This is a genomic window from Pedobacter aquatilis, assembly GCF_032678425.1.
Lineage (GTDB): Bacteria > Bacteroidota > Bacteroidia > Sphingobacteriales > Sphingobacteriaceae > Pedobacter > Pedobacter aquatilis_B.
The window spans coordinates 949,557-965,618 of the sequence record NZ_JAVTSG010000001.1 but is presented as its reverse complement, the minus strand read 5'-3'; the positions used below and the strand labels follow the sequence as shown (position 1 = coordinate 965,618).

The following is a 16,062-nucleotide window of genomic DNA, read 5'->3' as shown; positions in this document are numbered from 1 at the left end:
TTATGGATTTCCGTATTTTTATTAGCTTAGTCCAGCATTATTCCTGCAAATATATGATTTCAATAGTTATAGCTTCAGTAAAAAGTGATTTGTTAATTGATATAAAGAAAAATATTGAAAAGACAATTGGTACGGATTTCGAAATTTTAAGTTTTGAAAACTCTGGAGGAAAAAAATCTCTATGCGAAATTTATAATATTGCAGCGAAAGAAGCTAAATATAATTTGATTTGCTATATGCATGAAGATATTGAGATTAAAACAGAGGATTGGGGAAAAAAAGTGATTGATTTATTTTCAATGAATCCAAATATTGGAATTGCTGGCGTAGCTGGTAGTTCTTATAAATCTTTTGCTCCATCAAGCTGGGGTTCTGAGAGTTCTGAAGAGCACTTAATATTCCGAAATTATTTGCAGCAATTTAAGCATAGTAATAAACCGCCGATTCATGTTTACTCTAATCCAAACAATAGTTCATTTGAAAAGGTAGTTACAGTTGATGGAATGTGGTTTTGTACTACAAAAGAAGTTGTAGGTAAAACAGGTTTCGATGAAGACATGCTGAAAGGTTTCCACTGTTATGATCTAGATTTTTGTTTAAATGTAGGCCGGTTTTACGATGTTGTGGTAACTTTTGACATCCTTTTAGAACATTTCTCTGAGGGTGGCTATAATCGCGACTGGCTTTACGATACCTTAAAATTGCATAAAAAGTGGGAAAATTCTTTACCCAGATCAGTAGCTAAAATCTCGGAAAAGCATAAGGACTTAATTGAAAAAAGAGCTTACAAACGAATACTTTCTAAATTAGTAGAGCTTAAATTTGACGAAGAGTATATTTTAAGGTTTTTGAAGGAATATAAGAAAAAGTCGAATATGGAGATTGGCTCATATTTGAAACTCAGGTATTACTATATTAAATTTAAGTATCTGGGTAAGAAAATTGAATAAGCTAAAGGATGTATCCAAAAGCTTCAATTTTATCCTTCCAAAAATCTAAATGTTTTTCCCATGCATGGCATCCAAAAGGCAATGTTTTACCATTAATTTCATATCCAAATTCAGGAAATGATTCTATAGAAAATTTTAATGATGTTTTATAATCCGGAATTTGTATCCGTTTTTCTTTTCTATTCACTTCTATTGACCAAAAAAGGTCCTCGTTAAAAGCTAAATTTTTAAGATTGATGTATTGTTGTGCTAAATTTGCTTCTTTAACCGCAAGTTTATAAAACAATTCTATATTTCTGAGAGAAAAGCCGCCATTACCAGTTTTGTTGTAAAATTGTTTACTCTTCGGCAAACCATCTCGGGTTATATTAAATTTGGTGTATAGGTAACTTTTTAAATTATAAATGAATTGATTTATTTTATTATTGTTCTTTAGCGGTTTAATCCAAGGTGCTCCAATATAGTCGTAACCCTGGCTACTCCAATAATCTAATTTATCAGCAAAAGCGAATGTATCTAATTGATAGATAAGCATAAAATTATAAGATAAAAACTCCTTGTAAAAGTATGCAGATAACATTAATTCGTTATAACCATGAATGCTTTCGAAAAAACGATGATCAAAAGAAATAACCTTATTAAAGGGGAAATTAATAGAAATTGATGAAATATCAAGGTTCGTTGGTTTAACGGCGATTATAGTTTTCTCTTTAAAAATACTAAAACATTGCGTTAAAGATATGACCTCGTATTTATTCAGCTCACTTTTATAGAGTGGAACAATAACGATATTTTGATTGCTCATAATTTTATATTAGCTTTTTCTGCCTTTAATTTTATGCCTTAATCGACGAAGTATATAACGGAGGTAAATTTTAAAACCAAATGCTTCTTTTATAATTTTTCCTCGATCTTTAAAAAAGGCTTTATCTTCAAATACGCTAGAAAAACCTCCATCTGCAAATTGAGAAATAAACATAGGATAGTATTGAAATCTTAAATTTGAATCTGCATAACATCTAATATTTAAATCATGATCTGCCCTCACTTTGTATTTTAGATTATAATGATAGCGATCAAAAACTGTTCTAGGATAGAAAATACTTTGATGGCAAATGTTAAATTTCGCTAAGCGATAGGCATTAAATTCACCTCCAAATACATGTTGGTTTATTTTACTATCGCCGTAATAAATGCAATTCTTATCCTTTAATAATAGGCACATATCGCTAAAACCAGATAATAGGGTATCATCTGCTCCAAGAAATAAGATCCATCGGCCTTTCGCAAATTGAACAGATTTGTTCATCGCATCATAAATTCCTTTGTCTTCTTCACTAATCCAAAACTCAACCCTACCATCTACCAGTTCGAGTGTATTATCTGTACTTCCTCCGTCAATAATAACGTGTTCAATATTTGGATACGTTTGAGCCTTTACGCTATCTATACATTTTGAAATAAATTCACTAGCATTATAGGTTACAGTTATTACACTTACTAATGGAAAGTCGATGTTTTTCTTTAACAGATTATTTTCTTGTACAATCACTAATTTGCCCTCTTTTTTACACCATTAAACATCCTTACGAAAAATAAAAATAATGGATTTCCGGTTAATCTGCCTAAAAAAGAACCTGATAAATGAAAAACAGTAGAGTTGGTTTGTACCCACCTAGTTCTAAAAAACCGATTGTATTTGTTTATTAATTCGTTTCTGATGCGAAAAAAATCACTATTTCGATTGCCACGACTTTTGTGTGTAAGGTTAAATGGAATTACGTAAGATGAAAAGCCATTTAATTCGGCTTGCAATACTAAATCTGTTGCATACAAGTGAAAACCGGTTAAATTATTCGAAACTTTAAGGTTTGCACTGTTTTTTACCAGAAGAAAATTTTCATCTAAACCCGTTACTTTCAAAGGAAATTTACCTTTGTTCATAAAAGTTCCATCAGGATAGGAAATGTAGTAAACAATATGGTTTGGGCCGGCTGCACCAGCATTACCACATAAGCCCCAGTTCGGGTCTATATTATCGAGTAAACAAATACACTTTAATAAATCATCGTAACCATCCTTATTTATTAAAATATCTTGATGGCAGATGATGATGTATTTTCCTTTGGCTTTTTTTAAGAATAGATTGAAAGCTGAAAAAGCATCGAAGTTATTTTTTTCAGTATTATCAGCATAAATAAACTCACACTTATCGTTAGTAAAACCTTTAGATAAGAAAGATTCGAGCATTTCATTGTACTCTTGCTTTCGGGTAACCAAGGTGCAGATAGAAAATTCAAAAGCATAATTTTCTGCTTGAATTGAATTTGCAATATCTAAAATGCTTGCGCTCATCTTCTAATCGTTAAAAGCTTGCATATCAATTAACCGCTTATACAAGCCATTTTTCAGCATTAATTCCTGATGCGAACCTGTTTCAATTACTTCACCTTTATCAATAACTACAATTTTATCAGCATGTTGGATAGTGCTTAAGCGATGTGCAATTACAATAGAAGTTCTATTCTTCATCAAATTGTTTAAAGCATCCTGAACTAACTTTTCTGATTCTGTATCTAAGGCAGAAGTTGCTTCATCCAATAACATAATCGGCGGATTTGCCAAAACTGCCCTGGCAATACAAACCCTTTGTTTTTGTCCGCCCGATAATCGGTTACCTCTATCGCCAACAAAAGTTTGATAGCCACTTTCCGTATTTTCGATAAAATCATGTGCATTGGCAATTTTCGCTGCCGCAATAACTTCGGCTTCGGTTGCATCTGGTTTAGCGAATGCGATGTTGTTAAAAATGGTATCGTTAAACAGAAATGATTCTTGGTTAACCGTTCCCATATTATTACGTATACTTTCAACCGCTAAATCTTTATAATCAATGCCATCAATTTTTATTGCGCCTGATTTTGGATCATGAAAACGTGGAATTAAATCCATCATTGTACTCTTACCACCACCTGATGGACCAACCAAGGCAACAGTTTCTCCTTTTTTTATGGTGAGGTTAATGTTTTTCAGAACTTGTTTTTCGCCATAATTGAATGCAACATTTTCGAAAACTAATGCATCGTTAAATGTATTTAATGAAGTTGCATTTGGCTTATTGTTAAGTTCTGGTTTAGTATCAATCAACTCTAACACACGTTCTCCAGCCGAAATTCCAGAATGAATACCACTAAAAGAATCTGTTAAAGCCTTAATTGGCTGCATAACCTGACTAAATGTTGCAAGGTAAACCACAAATTGATCGGCTGATAAATCTCCCTTTCCATTTAAAATCATTGTACCGCCGTAAAGCAGAATGAAAACGACTACTAATACGCCCAAAGTTTGCGATACCGGAGAAGCCAGCTGTTGCCTTCTGGCCATTTTTCTGTTTAGAAAAGAGTAAAATTTATTTTCTTCTCCAAACTTTTCTTTTACTCTATTCGATGCATTGAACGCTTTAATGATTTTTATCCCACTTAAAGATTCATCCAGAAAACCAATCATTTTTGCAAAAGATTCATGCGATTGGGTAGCTTGTTGCTTTAATCTTTTAACAATTTTACTTATGATAAAGCCAGAAATTGGAATAACTAAAAGTGAGAAAATAGTAAGTTTAAATGAAATTCCTACTAAAACTGCAATGAAAAATATAAGCTGTAAAGGTTCTTTGAAAACCACTTGCAGGGTATTTGTTACCGTAAATTGTACAACCTGAACATCAGAAGCAACTTTCGAAATGATATCGCCTTTCCTCTCATTGTTGAAATAGCCAACATGTAAGTTCATTACATTATCAAATACGGTTTTACGTAAATTTAAAAGGGTATGAACCCTCAAATCTTCCATAAACCTTTGAGAAAAATAACGGAAAAAATTAGATAGAAACACAGTAACTACTATAACAACGCAGATTACTTGCAATGCATATACTTTATCTTCGGCAATAACAGTTGCCATGTAATCGTTAAATTGTCCGAAAAGATTTAGTGCGCTTCTCTCGCCACTTGGTTTAATATCAATGGTTTGCTTATTTAAAAACAAAGCGCTCATTAACGGTCCCAATAATGTAAAAAGAAAGGTATTGAAAACAATTGCAAAAAGCGTTGCGATAACATAAGGGATGGCAAACTTTTCAATTGGTTTGGCAAAAGATAATAAACGAAAATAGGTCTTCATTTTATAGAAAATGGAATATGTATGTTGGATGAAGTACAAAACATCATCCAAAAAAATCTAATTAAAACTTAGCAAATGTACGGTTTTGAAATAAACCAATAGTTTTTTCAAAACCGGTAGGCTTAAAATTACAATCGCTTTATGTTTTTAACTTCAATTGATTTATTGATAATTTCAATTATATCGTTTACGTTAAGCTTCGAATTGTATTTGCTTTTCAGGTCGTGTAATCTATTTCTACTTACTGAAATTACATTTTTCATGCCTTTGTATTCTTGAAATGCACTCCAAATCCAAAATTTACCGGTAATTATTTTGGGGATTATCTCTGCAAAAAGTAAATGTAAAGGCAGTAAGTTTAAGCGCAAACCATTAAGCTGAATGGCTTGCAATAAAAACCGGTTGCGATAATATATTTTCTTAATAAAATTAGATTTTATCTGGGTTTTCGTACTGCCGCTTACGTGATGAAAGCAAATGGATTGATGCTCGTAATAGCATTTCCAGCCTAATTGCCAAGCCCTTAAGCTCAAATCGAAATCTTCTGAAGAGAATGGCGAAAATATTTCATCAAAACCACCCAGTTCTTTTAATTTTTTAGCATCAACCAAAGCATTTGCACCAGATAAATAAGCAGTATAAACTTGTTCATCAGTTGTGTTTTCGCTGTAATAAAACTTATTGGCTTTAATGCGGCAACCGCTATAATATAAAAGTCGGGCGGCATCTTCAATTCGGCTTCCATCAACGCTCATAATTCTGGCCATAACACCAAAAGTATCTTTGTGTTCAAAATATTTCCATTGATGCGTAAAATAATCAGGTGTTAATTTAACATCCGAATTTAGAAGTAAAATTAATTCATATTTCGCTTCGCGGATGCCGTGGTTACAGGTGTAAGAAAAACCCCGGTTTCTATCATTGATGAGCAGCTTGATATTTGGATAATTGCTTTTGATAAAGTTGATGCTATCATCCTTTGAGCCATCATCAATTACGATAACTTCAAAATTGGTTTGAGCATTTTCTGCAGCTGCAAAAACAGATGGCAAATAATTTTCTAATAAATGCTTGCCGTTATAATTAGGAATAACAATTGAAACGCTTTTCTGCATCTACTTCACAATTTTATAATTACGGTATTCGAATAAACGCATCCCGGTTAAATCTTCAATTTTTTGCAAAAGCTTTCTCCTGAAATTCATTTTTGAAGGCAACTGCGTTAAGTCTTGCTCAAATTTCCAGTTTGCAGCAGCAATCCTTTCCGTCATAACTTTAGGGTGAGTTCCTTCAAAATGCACCAATCTATCTGCATTATGCATATCAAACGTATTTTGAACCGGATAACGTTCTTCAATCCACTCTTCAGATTGATAATATTGGTTGAAATTTCTAACCTTGCCTTGCAAACCTTTTGGTGGTTTTACCCATCCATAATGGTAAATATAAGCGTCAATTAATTTCACTTTTAACTTTCTATCGTTAATTCTGAAACCTTGCGCATCTCTATAAGAATGTATGCCTGGAAGGTTTTTTAAAACCCTAACTTCTCTTCGATACCAGCGTCTCGACTCTGCCAGATAATCATAAGAAGCATAGAAATGTTTGTACTTTAAAAGCAGAGCCTCTACATTACTATTATGTAGTTCGGCTTCCATTTCTTTCTTTATCAGCGGCAAATAATCTTCATGTATGGCTTCATCGCCCTGAATGTAAACCATCCAATCTGTATCTTTTGATATTTCTGCAATGGCTTTATTGGTTTCATCGGCAAAAACAAAACCGCCTTCCTTTAAGCTTTCATTCCAAACGGTATCAAAGGTTCTAATTTTTGGGTCGATGCTTTTAACCAAAGCCGCAGTTTCATCAGTAGAATTGCCGAGCGCAACAACAAATTCATCACATAAAGGCAAAACAGAAAGTATAGCTTCTCTTACCGGATAATCGTTTGCAACAGCATTTCTGATAAAGGTAAATCCGGTAACTTTCATTTGTAAAATTTGTTGATGATTTTAGATTCTTAACGCTTTATATTTTTGTTTATTTGTACAAATATAGTTTTATTGATGAATACCAACCTATCGGTTATCCGCGAAATTAAGCAGGGCGATGTTAAAACGCTGGCCAGAACTTTAACACTGGTTGAGAATGATATTGCGCCCTCAAATTCAATTTTGCGAGATTTAGATAGCAAGGCTGATGTGAAGGTTATTGGTATTACAGGTCCGCCGGGAGCTGGGAAAAGTACCTTGGTAAATGCAATTGCCAATTATTTCTCTAAAGAAAATAAGCGTGTTGCTATTTTAGCTATCGACCCTACCTCTCCATTTAATTTTGGTTCTTTACTAGGCGATAGAATCCGTATGGCCAATCAATTTAACAATCCAAATGTATTTATTCGCTCACTTGCAACAAGAGGTGCATTGGGTGGCATTTCAGTTAAAACTATCGAAATGGTTGATGTTTTAAAAGCAGCCAATTTCGATTTAATTTTAGTAGAAACCGTTGGCGTTGGACAATCTGAAGTCGAAATTGCTGGTTTGGCCGATAAAACGATAGTGGTTTTGGTACCTGAATCGGGCGATGAAATTCAGAATATAAAATCTGGATTGATGGAAATTGCAGATTGTTTTGTGGTGAATAAAGCAGATAGGGAAGGTGCCGATACTTTTGCAAATAACCTAAAAAAGATGGTTCATCAAAGCACTAAAGAAATATCAGTTTTTAAAACTGTTGCTGATAAAAATACTGGCGTTGATGATTTATGTAATTGGATGGTGAATATTAAACAAGATAATTCATCTGAAAGAAAAACATTCCTGTTCTCTGAAAAAGCTTTAAAGCTGATTCAGCAGGAGCGAATGAAAAATGTAGATAAAAGAAAGCTCCGCGATGCGATTCGCGAAGCTTTAAAAAATGATAATTTTAATATTTATCGTTTTGCTGATGAATTTATGAGTTCATAATATCCTCAATCTCCTCTGCTTCTAACGGAATATCAGCCATTAAATCAATATTTCCGTTTGAGGTTATCAGAATATTGTTTTCTAAACGAATACCCAAACCTTCTTCCGGAATGTAAATGCCTGGTTCTACAGTTAAGATGTTACCGGTAGCAAATGGCGTATATCTTCCCGCAAAATCATGCACATCAATACCTAAATGGTGTGAAGTGCCGTGCATAAAGTATTTTTTGTAAGCCGGCCATGTTGCACTTTGTTTTTTTACATCTTCAGTAGAAATTAAACCTAACTTAATAAGTTGTTCGGTCATTATTTCCCCAACTTGCTCGTGATAAGTATTCCAAACTGTTCCATCAACAATTAACTTTGTTGCTTCTTTCATTACATGAAGCACAGCGTTGTAAACTTCTTTTTGTCTTGGCGTAAAACGACCGCTAACTGGCACCGAGCGGCTCATATCTGCATTATAATTTGCATATTCTGCACCGAAATCGAATAAAATTACGTCGCCAGCTTTACATTCCTGGTTATTATCGTTGTAATGCAAAATGTTTGCATTGTGCCCCGAAGCAATTATTGGCGTGTAAGCGTGACCCGTTCCGCCTTGTCTTATAAATTCGTGAATAATCTCTGCTTCTATTTCATATTCATTAACCCCAGGTTTAATAAATTTCAAAACCCTTACAAAAGCATCGCGGGTTAAGGCACAAGCTTTTTTAGTTAATTCGATTTCAACATCCGATTTTATTGCCCTAAGCGCTCGCATAATTGGCGCTGAACGTTCAAAATGATGCAAAGGATATTTAGATTTGATATCATTTATGAATCTGATATCCCGATATGGAACTGTATGCGCATATCTATCATTTTCATTTGTATTAAGATAGATGTTGTCTGCATAGTTAACAATACTGTGTAAGATATTGTCGAAATCTTCTAACCAAAATATACTTTTAATGCCAGAAGTTGCTAAAGCTTGTTCCTTAGTATATTTATATCCTTCCCATACTTTTATGTAATCATTGGTCTGTCTTAAAAATAGGACTTCTCTATACAAAGGATTAGGACAATCAGGATAAAGCAGCAAAATTGTTTGCTCCTGATCAATGCCTGATAAATAAAATAAATCGGGATTTTGCTTAAATACAAAATTCTGGTCGCCACTTCTTGGGAATTCATCGTTAGATTGAAAAATAGCTAAAGAGTTGTTTTTAAGTTGTTTAATGAAATTTTTTCTATTTAAAACAAATAAATCCTGATTGATTTGTGGATATTTCATAATTATTATATTGTAAAACAGGTGATGGCCAAATGTAAGAAAATGATAACGGATAGCGAAGTTTGGAACGGAGTTTGTATAAAAGTTTGAAAATTTAATATTTTGATTAATTTTGCAGTTACTGAAAAATTAATCAATTAAATTGTTTAACCCTTAAAAAAGAAAAAAAGATTATGAACTATTCTACTTTAAAGAAAAGTGTTGCGCTTTCTTTAGTGGCATTAACAGGAGTTGCTTCTCTTGCTGTCGCTCAGGATGCTCCTGCAACAACTTCTTCTACCAAGGTATTTGGTGGAAGAGCTCAGTACAGAACATGGTCAATTGGCGTACACGGTGGTGTATTAATGCCGATTGTTGCTATTGGTGGTACTAATGATTTTAACAAATGGGATGCTAACTTAGGTTACGGTTTAAACATCCGTAAACAATTAAGCCATGCTTTCGGATTAGAATTAAACGGAACTCGCGGTAAACTTTCTGGTACTAACGAAGGTGTAACTGGTGCTACTGTTAGAGAATTCGAAACTCAAATGCAATATGCTGTAGATTTACGTGGTGTTATCAACATCGGTTCTATCGATTTCTTACGTCGCGAAAACGCTGTAGGTTTCTTCGTTACTGCTGGTGCTGGTTATATGGCTTATGCTCCAAAAGTAACTTACACTAACGGTGCAGTTGTTGATTGGAAAGGTAAAGCTTTAGGTCCTGCTGATGACAGACATGATTCTCCAAAAGATTACGTAAAAGGTATGTATATCCCAGTTGGTGCTGGTGTTAAATTCAAAGTTTCAGAGCGTGTTAACTTTAACTTAGGTTACACTATGAACTTTGTTGACGCTGATAACTTAGACGGAGTTTATGCTAAAGGTCAAACTAAAGATAAATTCTCTTACGGTTATGCTGGTTTAGAATTCTCTTTAGGTTCTTCTGCAAAACCAAGTTTAGAATGGTCTAACCCATTAGCTACTATGTACGATGAGTTAAAAGATCCTACTTTACGTCAAGAAGTTGAAGCATTGAAAAACCGTGTTTCTGCTGTTGAAAAATCTGTTGAAGATTTGAAAAAAGATACTGATGGTGACGGTGTTGCTGATCAATTCGACAAATGCCCAGGTACTCCTGCTGGTACTGCTGTTGATGGTTCAGGTTGCCCACTTCCAAAATATCAAGCACCTGATTCAACTTCAAATGTAACTGGTTTCGAGAAAATCGGTTTCGATTTCAACTCATCAGTATTAAAAACTGAGTCTTACCCTACTTTAGATAAATTATCTTCAGTGTTACGTGAAAACGGTGGTAAAGTAACTGTATCTGGTTACGCTTCAAGCGAAGGTACTGCTGCATATAACTTGAAATTATCTAAAGACAGAGCTAACTCTGTTAAAACTTACTTAGTAAACTCTGGCGTTAACGCTAGTCAAGTTGCTACAAAAGGTTTAGGTGAAGCAAATCCAATTGCTACAAACGATACTGAAGAAGGTCGTATCCAAAACCGTCGTGTTGAAACTGCTAGAAACTAGTATTTCAATATAAAAGTTTAAGAAGCCCCGATTTTATCGGGGCTTTTTTTATGCCTTTTAATTTTAAGGCTACGCCTTTTTTGCTAAGTTTGCTTTATGTATTTCTTTAGGAAAAAGAATCCCGATAGGCCAAACAATATTAATTTAAAAATTATGCATTTTATAAATGCGCTGGCCATTATTGTTTTTCTTGCAGGCATAATCTATAAGCTCGTTCAGTGGCTTTTCTAAATCATAATTTTATAAAATGAAACAAATTATTAATACCACCAGTGCACCGGCACCTATTGGTCCTTATAACCAGGCTGTAATGGCTGGTAATTTTCTTTTCGTGTCTGGTCAGGTTGCTATAAACCCTGAAAATGGCGAACTAAATATGCCTAACATCGAAGAGGAAACACATCAGGTTATGCGCAATTTAAAGGCGGTATTGTTAGAGGCAGGTTTAACATTCGACAATATTGTTAAGAGTAGTATTTTTTTAACAGATATGGGCAATTTTGCGGAAGTAAATGAAATTTATGGAAAATATTTTACCTCAGATTTTCCTGCAAGAGAAACCGTTCAGGTTTCAGCATTGCCAAAAAATGTTAATGTTGAGATTTCTGTAATTGCGGTTAAAGGTTAATTTTGGCAGCAAGTAAAGCAAAGTATTTTATTGCCGGCATTATTCCCTATATTATTTGGGGAACAATGTCGGTTCCCTTACGAAATATAAAAGGATTTCCTCCCCAAGAAATACTATATTATCGTCTGTTTATTTCCATTGTGGTAGTGTGGAGCACAATTTTGTTCTTCAGAAAAAAAGCTTTGGCAAGTGATTTAACTTATCTAAAATCTATTTCTGGTAAGGAGAAATCTAAGTTAATTTCATTAACCTTTTTTTCTGCTGTTTTAATTACCGGAAACTGGTTCACTTACATCTATGCAGTAAATAGTGTTAGTTTAAAATCGGCAGCCTTCGCTTATATGGTTTGTCCATTACTTACGGCTTTATGTGGTTTTATCATCCTTAAAGAACAATTATCAAAAGCAAAAATAATAGCTTTGCTTATTGCATTTTTTAGTATCGCTTTATTGGCGACTGGTTCTTTGCATGAGGTTTTATGGGCAGTTGTTATCGCATCTTTTTATGCATTATATGTAATTTTACTGAAAGTAATTAAGCACATCGACAAGTTTAATTTTTTAGGTGTGCAGTTAATTATCTCAGGTTTGTTGCTGTTGCCCATGTATTTAGCAAGCGCAGCGCCTTTTCCAGCTGATACTTTCTTTTGGTCGCATATATTTTTAATTGCGATAATATTTACCATTATTCCGCTTTTTCTTAATTCTTATGCACTTTTAGGAATGCCTTCTTCGGCACTCGGTATTTTAATTTATCTGAATCCAATTGTGGCATTCGCCGTAGCTTTTTTCTATTTTAAGGAGAAAATTGATATGCATCAACTTTTTGCTTATTTGCTTTTGCTCTTCTCTATTATTATTTTTAATGTTCAATTGATAAAAGGTTTAGTTTTTAAAAAGCAGTAAATATTTTGTTCAACTCGATTTTAGATACACCTGTAGAGTTTATAAAAGGCGTAGGTCCGAGCCGTGCAGATGTACTTAAAAAGGATTTAGGTTTATTTACTTTTCAGGATATGCTTTCGCATTATCCTTTCAGGTATATCGATAGAACAAAGTATCATAAAATCAAGCACATCAACCTCGATTCCCAGTACATTCAAATTATTGGTCGCATTGTTAGCAAAAAGGTTGTTGGCGAAAAGCGTACGAAAAGGATTGTTGCTGTTTTTAAAGATGAAACAGGGTTGATGGAACTCGTTTGGTTTCAAAGCTTAAAATGGGTAGAGGAAAACATTTTAGTTGGTGCCGCGTATGTAGCTTTTGGTAAACCAACTTTGTTCAATAACACGTTTAGCATTTCCCATCCGGAGATGGAATTGTACCAAAGTAAGGTTGCAGGCAGAGGAAACCAGACTTTACAACCAGTTTACAACTCTACAGAAAAGCTTAAAAAATTTAATCTCGATTCAAAAGGTTTACAACGCTTAATTGCCGGATTGCTTGATCAGGTTATCCCGCAGGTTAATGAAAATTTGCCGTCTTATATTTTAGCCAAGTATCAACTTCCTGATAAGCGAACAAGCTTATTAAATATCCATTTTCCTAAAAACCAAACTGATTTAAACGCTGCCGAAAGAAGGTTAAAATTTGAGGAACTGTTTTTTATTCAATTGCAGCTACTGCACAACAAGCAACTCAGACAATTAAAATTCAAGGGTGTTGTGTTTGATAAAGTTGGTGAAAAGGTTAATCGTTTCTATAATGAATTTCTCCCTTTCGAATTAACTAATGCACAGAAGCGTGTTGTAAAGGAAATTCGTTTGGATACTCAACGTGGCATTCAAATGAATAGGCTTGTGCAAGGTGATGTTGGTAGCGGAAAAACTGCTGTGGCACTAATGAGCATGTTGTTAGCCAACGATAACGGCTACCAAGCTTGTATGATGGCGCCAACCGAAATTTTGGCTCGTCAGCATTATGCATCGATTACCGATTTAGTTACCGATGATTTGGTTAAAGTTGCCATTTTAACAGGTAATACCAAAAAGAAAGAGCGAACCATTCTCCATGAGCAATTAGAAAACGGCGAAATCGACATTTTAATAGGTACCCATGCTTTAATTGAAGATAAGGTTCAGTTTAAAAACTTGGGTTTAGTGGTTATCGATGAACAGCATCGGTTTGGTGTAGAACAACGGGCAAAACTGTGGCGTAAAAATGTAATTCCTCCACATATTTTAGTGATGACAGCCACACCAATTCCCCGCACTTTAGCGATGACACTGTATGGCGATTTGGATGTTTCGCAAATTGATGAACTACCTGCCGGAAGAAAACCGATTGAAACCCGGCATTTATTTGAAGGTCAGCGTTTGCGAATGTTTGGCTTTATGAAGCAGGAAATTGCCAAGGGCCGACAAGTTTATATCGTTTATCCACTGATAAAGGAAAGCGAAAAATTAGACCTGCTCCATCTTGAAGCCGGAGTTGAACAACTCAGCTACCAATTCCCAAGACCGGATTATCAAATCAGCATTGTGCATGGCAAAATGCCAAATGCCGACAAGCAATTTGAAATGCAACAGTTTATTGATGGTAAAAGCCAGATTATGGTGGCAACAACGGTTATAGAAGTTGGGGTGAATGTACCAAATGCATCGGTAATGGTAATTGAAAATGCTGAGCGTTTTGGTTTATCTCAACTCCATCAGCTTCGTGGTCGTGTTGGGCGTGGTGCCGAACAATCATTTTGCATTTTAATGAGTAGCAACAAACTCAGCAAGGAAGGGAAAATCAGATTAGAAACGATGGTGCGAACCAATAATGGTTTCGAAATCTCAGAAATAGATTTACAGTTACGTGGTCCTGGAGATATAACCGGAACTCAACAGAGTGGCGTGCTTGATTTAAAACTTGCCGATTTGGCAAAAGACCAGGCAATATTATCAGAAGCCAGAAATACAGTTATCTCAATTTTTGAAAGCGATGCGCAATTAGAGAAACCAGAACATGCGTTATTGAAGGCGCATTTACTAAAATTACAAAGAGGAATTTCTTTCGATAAAATTTCTTAATATCATTTATCGGTAAATTACTTTTTTAAGTAAAAATCTAATACAATTTTAATTTCTCAAAACGTAGTTTTGCATAAAAATTTCTAATGGCAGATTCAGACCCCAATTCCGTTGTTCTAAAACCAGATTCATTCGCTGCATTACGCTATAAAGAATTCCGCTCTTTTATAGGTATGCGCTTCTTTTTTACACTCGCTTACCAAATGCAGGCGGTTGTCATCGCTTACCACATATACGATTTAACACATGATCCGTTAAAACTTGGTTTGGTTGGACTTTGTGAGGTAATTCCGGCGATATGTATTGCACTTTATGGTGGTTATATTGCCGATAAAAGTGAAAAAAGAGGTTTGCTAATCAAGATTTTTTCTGGCGTTTGGTTTGTTTCTGTTTTAATGTTATTTATAACCAGCAAGTATCTTCATTTAAAAGAAGATGCAATTGTATTAATCATGTACGGATTGGTTTTCTGTATAGGTATCGCAAGAGGTTTTTTTGGGCCGGCCACATTTTCTTTAATGTCGAAAATTGTTCCGCGAGAGTTGTATCCTAATGCAAGTACCTGGAGCACGAGCAGTTTTCAATTGGCTACTGTAATTGGTCCTTCTCTGGGTGGATTGGTCAATTGGCTTTGGGGCATAACAGCAGCTTACAGCGTAATTGTACTGTTCGTTACAATTGCATTAATCTGTATTTTAACCTTTAAAAAACATGAGGCAACCTATTTACCAACTCAAAATATTTTCAACAGTTTAAAAGAAGGTATTCAGTTTGTATTTAAAACCAAAATGATGGTTTGGGCAATGAGTTTAGATTTATTTTCTGTGTTTTTCGGTGGTGCGGTTGCGCTGTTGCCAATCTTCGCCAAAGATGTTTTTCACCTCGGTTCATTTGGTTTGGGCATGATGAGGGGCGCTGCATCATTAGGTGCTGTAATTACCATGTTGGCCATGACACGCTTTTCGCCTATGGGCAAACCCTGGAGAAATTTACTGATTGCTGTAACTGGTTTTGGTTTAAGCATTGTTTGTTACGGCTTATCTAGAAACTTCTATTTAACCCTGTTTTTCTTATTTTTAGAAGGCTCATTTGATAGCGTGAGTGTGCTCATCCGACAAACGATTATGCAATTACTTACACCCGACGAAATGCGTGGAAGAGTATCTGCTGTAAACAGTATGTTTATTGGTTCATCAAACGAAATCGGCGAATTTGAATCCGGTTTAACGGCAAAATACATGCGCCTTGTGCCTGCCGTAGTTTTCGGCGGAAGCATGACCATCGCAATTGCGTTCATCACCTGGCTAAAAACAAAACCGTTAACGAAGCTGAGTTTGCAAGATATAAATGAGCAAACTGCCAAAGGCTAAATAAAATATAAATTTTGATTTTGAAAAGGCAGGAACGTGCTAAAATTTAAGCATCATCCTGCTTTTACTCCAATCTTTTAAAAACTTCTGTCATTCTGAGGCACGAAGAATCTGTTTCATCGGTTGCAGATGCTTCGTACCTCAGCATGACAATATA

Annotated in this window: 15 protein-coding genes; 8 read left to right on the top strand and 7 right to left on the bottom strand. The window is 34.8% G+C overall.

The annotated features are described in order from the left end of the window. Positions 1-2: 2 nt before the first annotated feature. Entirely contained in the window at positions 3-950 is a 948-nt protein-coding gene (locus tag R2Q16_RS03985; RefSeq protein WP_316735285.1) for a glycosyltransferase, read from the top strand. 1 nt (position 951) lies between these two features. Here the strand turns inward: R2Q16_RS03985 and R2Q16_RS03980 are convergent, their stop codons facing one another. The 6 genes from R2Q16_RS03980 to R2Q16_RS03955 form a co-directional block, all read right to left on the bottom strand. Continuing rightward, positions 952-1,755: a DUF5672 family protein gene (locus tag R2Q16_RS03980; RefSeq protein ID WP_316735284.1), complete on the bottom strand. Its 804-nt coding sequence runs from the start codon at positions 1,753-1,755 to the stop codon at positions 952-954. 9 nt (positions 1,756-1,764) lie between these two features. Next, positions 1,765-2,502, bottom strand: a complete 738-nt coding sequence (locus tag R2Q16_RS03975) for a glycosyltransferase family 2 protein (RefSeq protein ID WP_316735283.1) — start codon at positions 2,500-2,502, stop codon at positions 1,765-1,767. Continuing rightward, positions 2,502-3,305 (bottom strand): hypothetical protein, encoded by an 804-nt coding sequence (locus R2Q16_RS03970; protein ID WP_316735281.1) that lies wholly within the window; start codon positions 3,303-3,305, stop codon positions 2,502-2,504. Before R2Q16_RS03970 ends, R2Q16_RS03975 begins: the two co-directional genes overlap by 1 nt. 3 nt (positions 3,306-3,308) lie before the next feature. After that, the gene (locus R2Q16_RS03965; protein ID WP_316735280.1) at positions 3,309-5,129 is read right to left on the bottom strand and encodes an ABC transporter ATP-binding protein; all 1,821 of its coding nucleotides are present in this window, start codon (positions 5,127-5,129) and stop codon (positions 3,309-3,311) included. A 128-nt stretch (positions 5,130-5,257) separates the two neighbouring features. Then, positions 5,258-6,244: a glycosyltransferase family 2 protein gene (locus R2Q16_RS03960; RefSeq protein WP_316735279.1), complete on the bottom strand. Its 987-nt coding sequence runs from the start codon at positions 6,242-6,244 to the stop codon at positions 5,258-5,260. Next, complete coding sequence (locus R2Q16_RS03955; RefSeq protein ID WP_316735278.1) at positions 6,245-7,120, bottom strand: glycosyltransferase family 2 protein; 876 nt, start codon at positions 7,118-7,120, stop codon at positions 6,245-6,247. Between the two features lie 75 nt (positions 7,121-7,195). Between R2Q16_RS03955 and meaB the strand changes: the two genes are divergently transcribed. Beyond that, on the top strand, positions 7,196-8,095 hold the full coding sequence (gene meaB, locus R2Q16_RS03950) for a methylmalonyl Co-A mutase-associated GTPase MeaB (RefSeq protein ID WP_316735277.1): 900 nt from the start codon (positions 7,196-7,198) through the stop codon (positions 8,093-8,095). Here the strand turns inward: meaB and R2Q16_RS03945 are convergent. Next, positions 8,082-9,371, bottom strand: coding sequence for an aminopeptidase P family protein (locus R2Q16_RS03945; protein WP_316735276.1), 1,290 nt, complete (start codon positions 9,369-9,371; stop codon positions 8,082-8,084). The two genes, meaB and R2Q16_RS03945, sit on opposite strands and share 14 nt — an antisense overlap. 173 nt (positions 9,372-9,544) lie before the next feature. Here R2Q16_RS03945 and R2Q16_RS03940 point away from each other — a divergent pair, with 173 nt between their 5' ends. The 6 genes from R2Q16_RS03940 (at position 9,545) to R2Q16_RS03915 (ending at position 15,905) form a co-directional block, all read left to right on the top strand. Beyond that, on the top strand, positions 9,545-10,891 hold the full coding sequence (locus R2Q16_RS03940; protein WP_316735275.1) for an OmpA family protein: 1,347 nt from the start codon (positions 9,545-9,547) through the stop codon (positions 10,889-10,891). A 96-nt stretch (positions 10,892-10,987) separates the two neighbouring features. Continuing rightward, positions 10,988-11,122 (top strand): DUF6728 family protein, encoded by a 135-nt coding sequence (locus R2Q16_RS03935; protein ID WP_316735274.1) that lies wholly within the window; start codon positions 10,988-10,990, stop codon positions 11,120-11,122. A gap of 16 nt (positions 11,123-11,138) precedes the next feature. Further along, positions 11,139-11,519: a RidA family protein gene (locus R2Q16_RS03930; protein WP_316735273.1), complete on the top strand. Its 381-nt coding sequence runs from the start codon at positions 11,139-11,141 to the stop codon at positions 11,517-11,519. A 2-nt stretch (positions 11,520-11,521) separates the two neighbouring features. Then, the gene (locus R2Q16_RS03925) at positions 11,522-12,424 is read left to right on the top strand and encodes an EamA family transporter (protein WP_316735272.1); all 903 of its coding nucleotides are present in this window, start codon (positions 11,522-11,524) and stop codon (positions 12,422-12,424) included. Positions 12,425-12,429: 5 nt separating this feature from the next. Then, complete coding sequence (recG, locus tag R2Q16_RS03920) at positions 12,430-14,535, top strand: ATP-dependent DNA helicase RecG (protein WP_316735271.1); 2,106 nt, start codon at positions 12,430-12,432, stop codon at positions 14,533-14,535. A gap of 86 nt (positions 14,536-14,621) precedes the next feature. After that, positions 14,622-15,905, top strand: a complete 1,284-nt coding sequence (locus tag R2Q16_RS03915) for an MFS transporter (protein ID WP_316735270.1) — start codon at positions 14,622-14,624, stop codon at positions 15,903-15,905. Positions 15,906-16,062 lie beyond the last annotated feature (157 nt).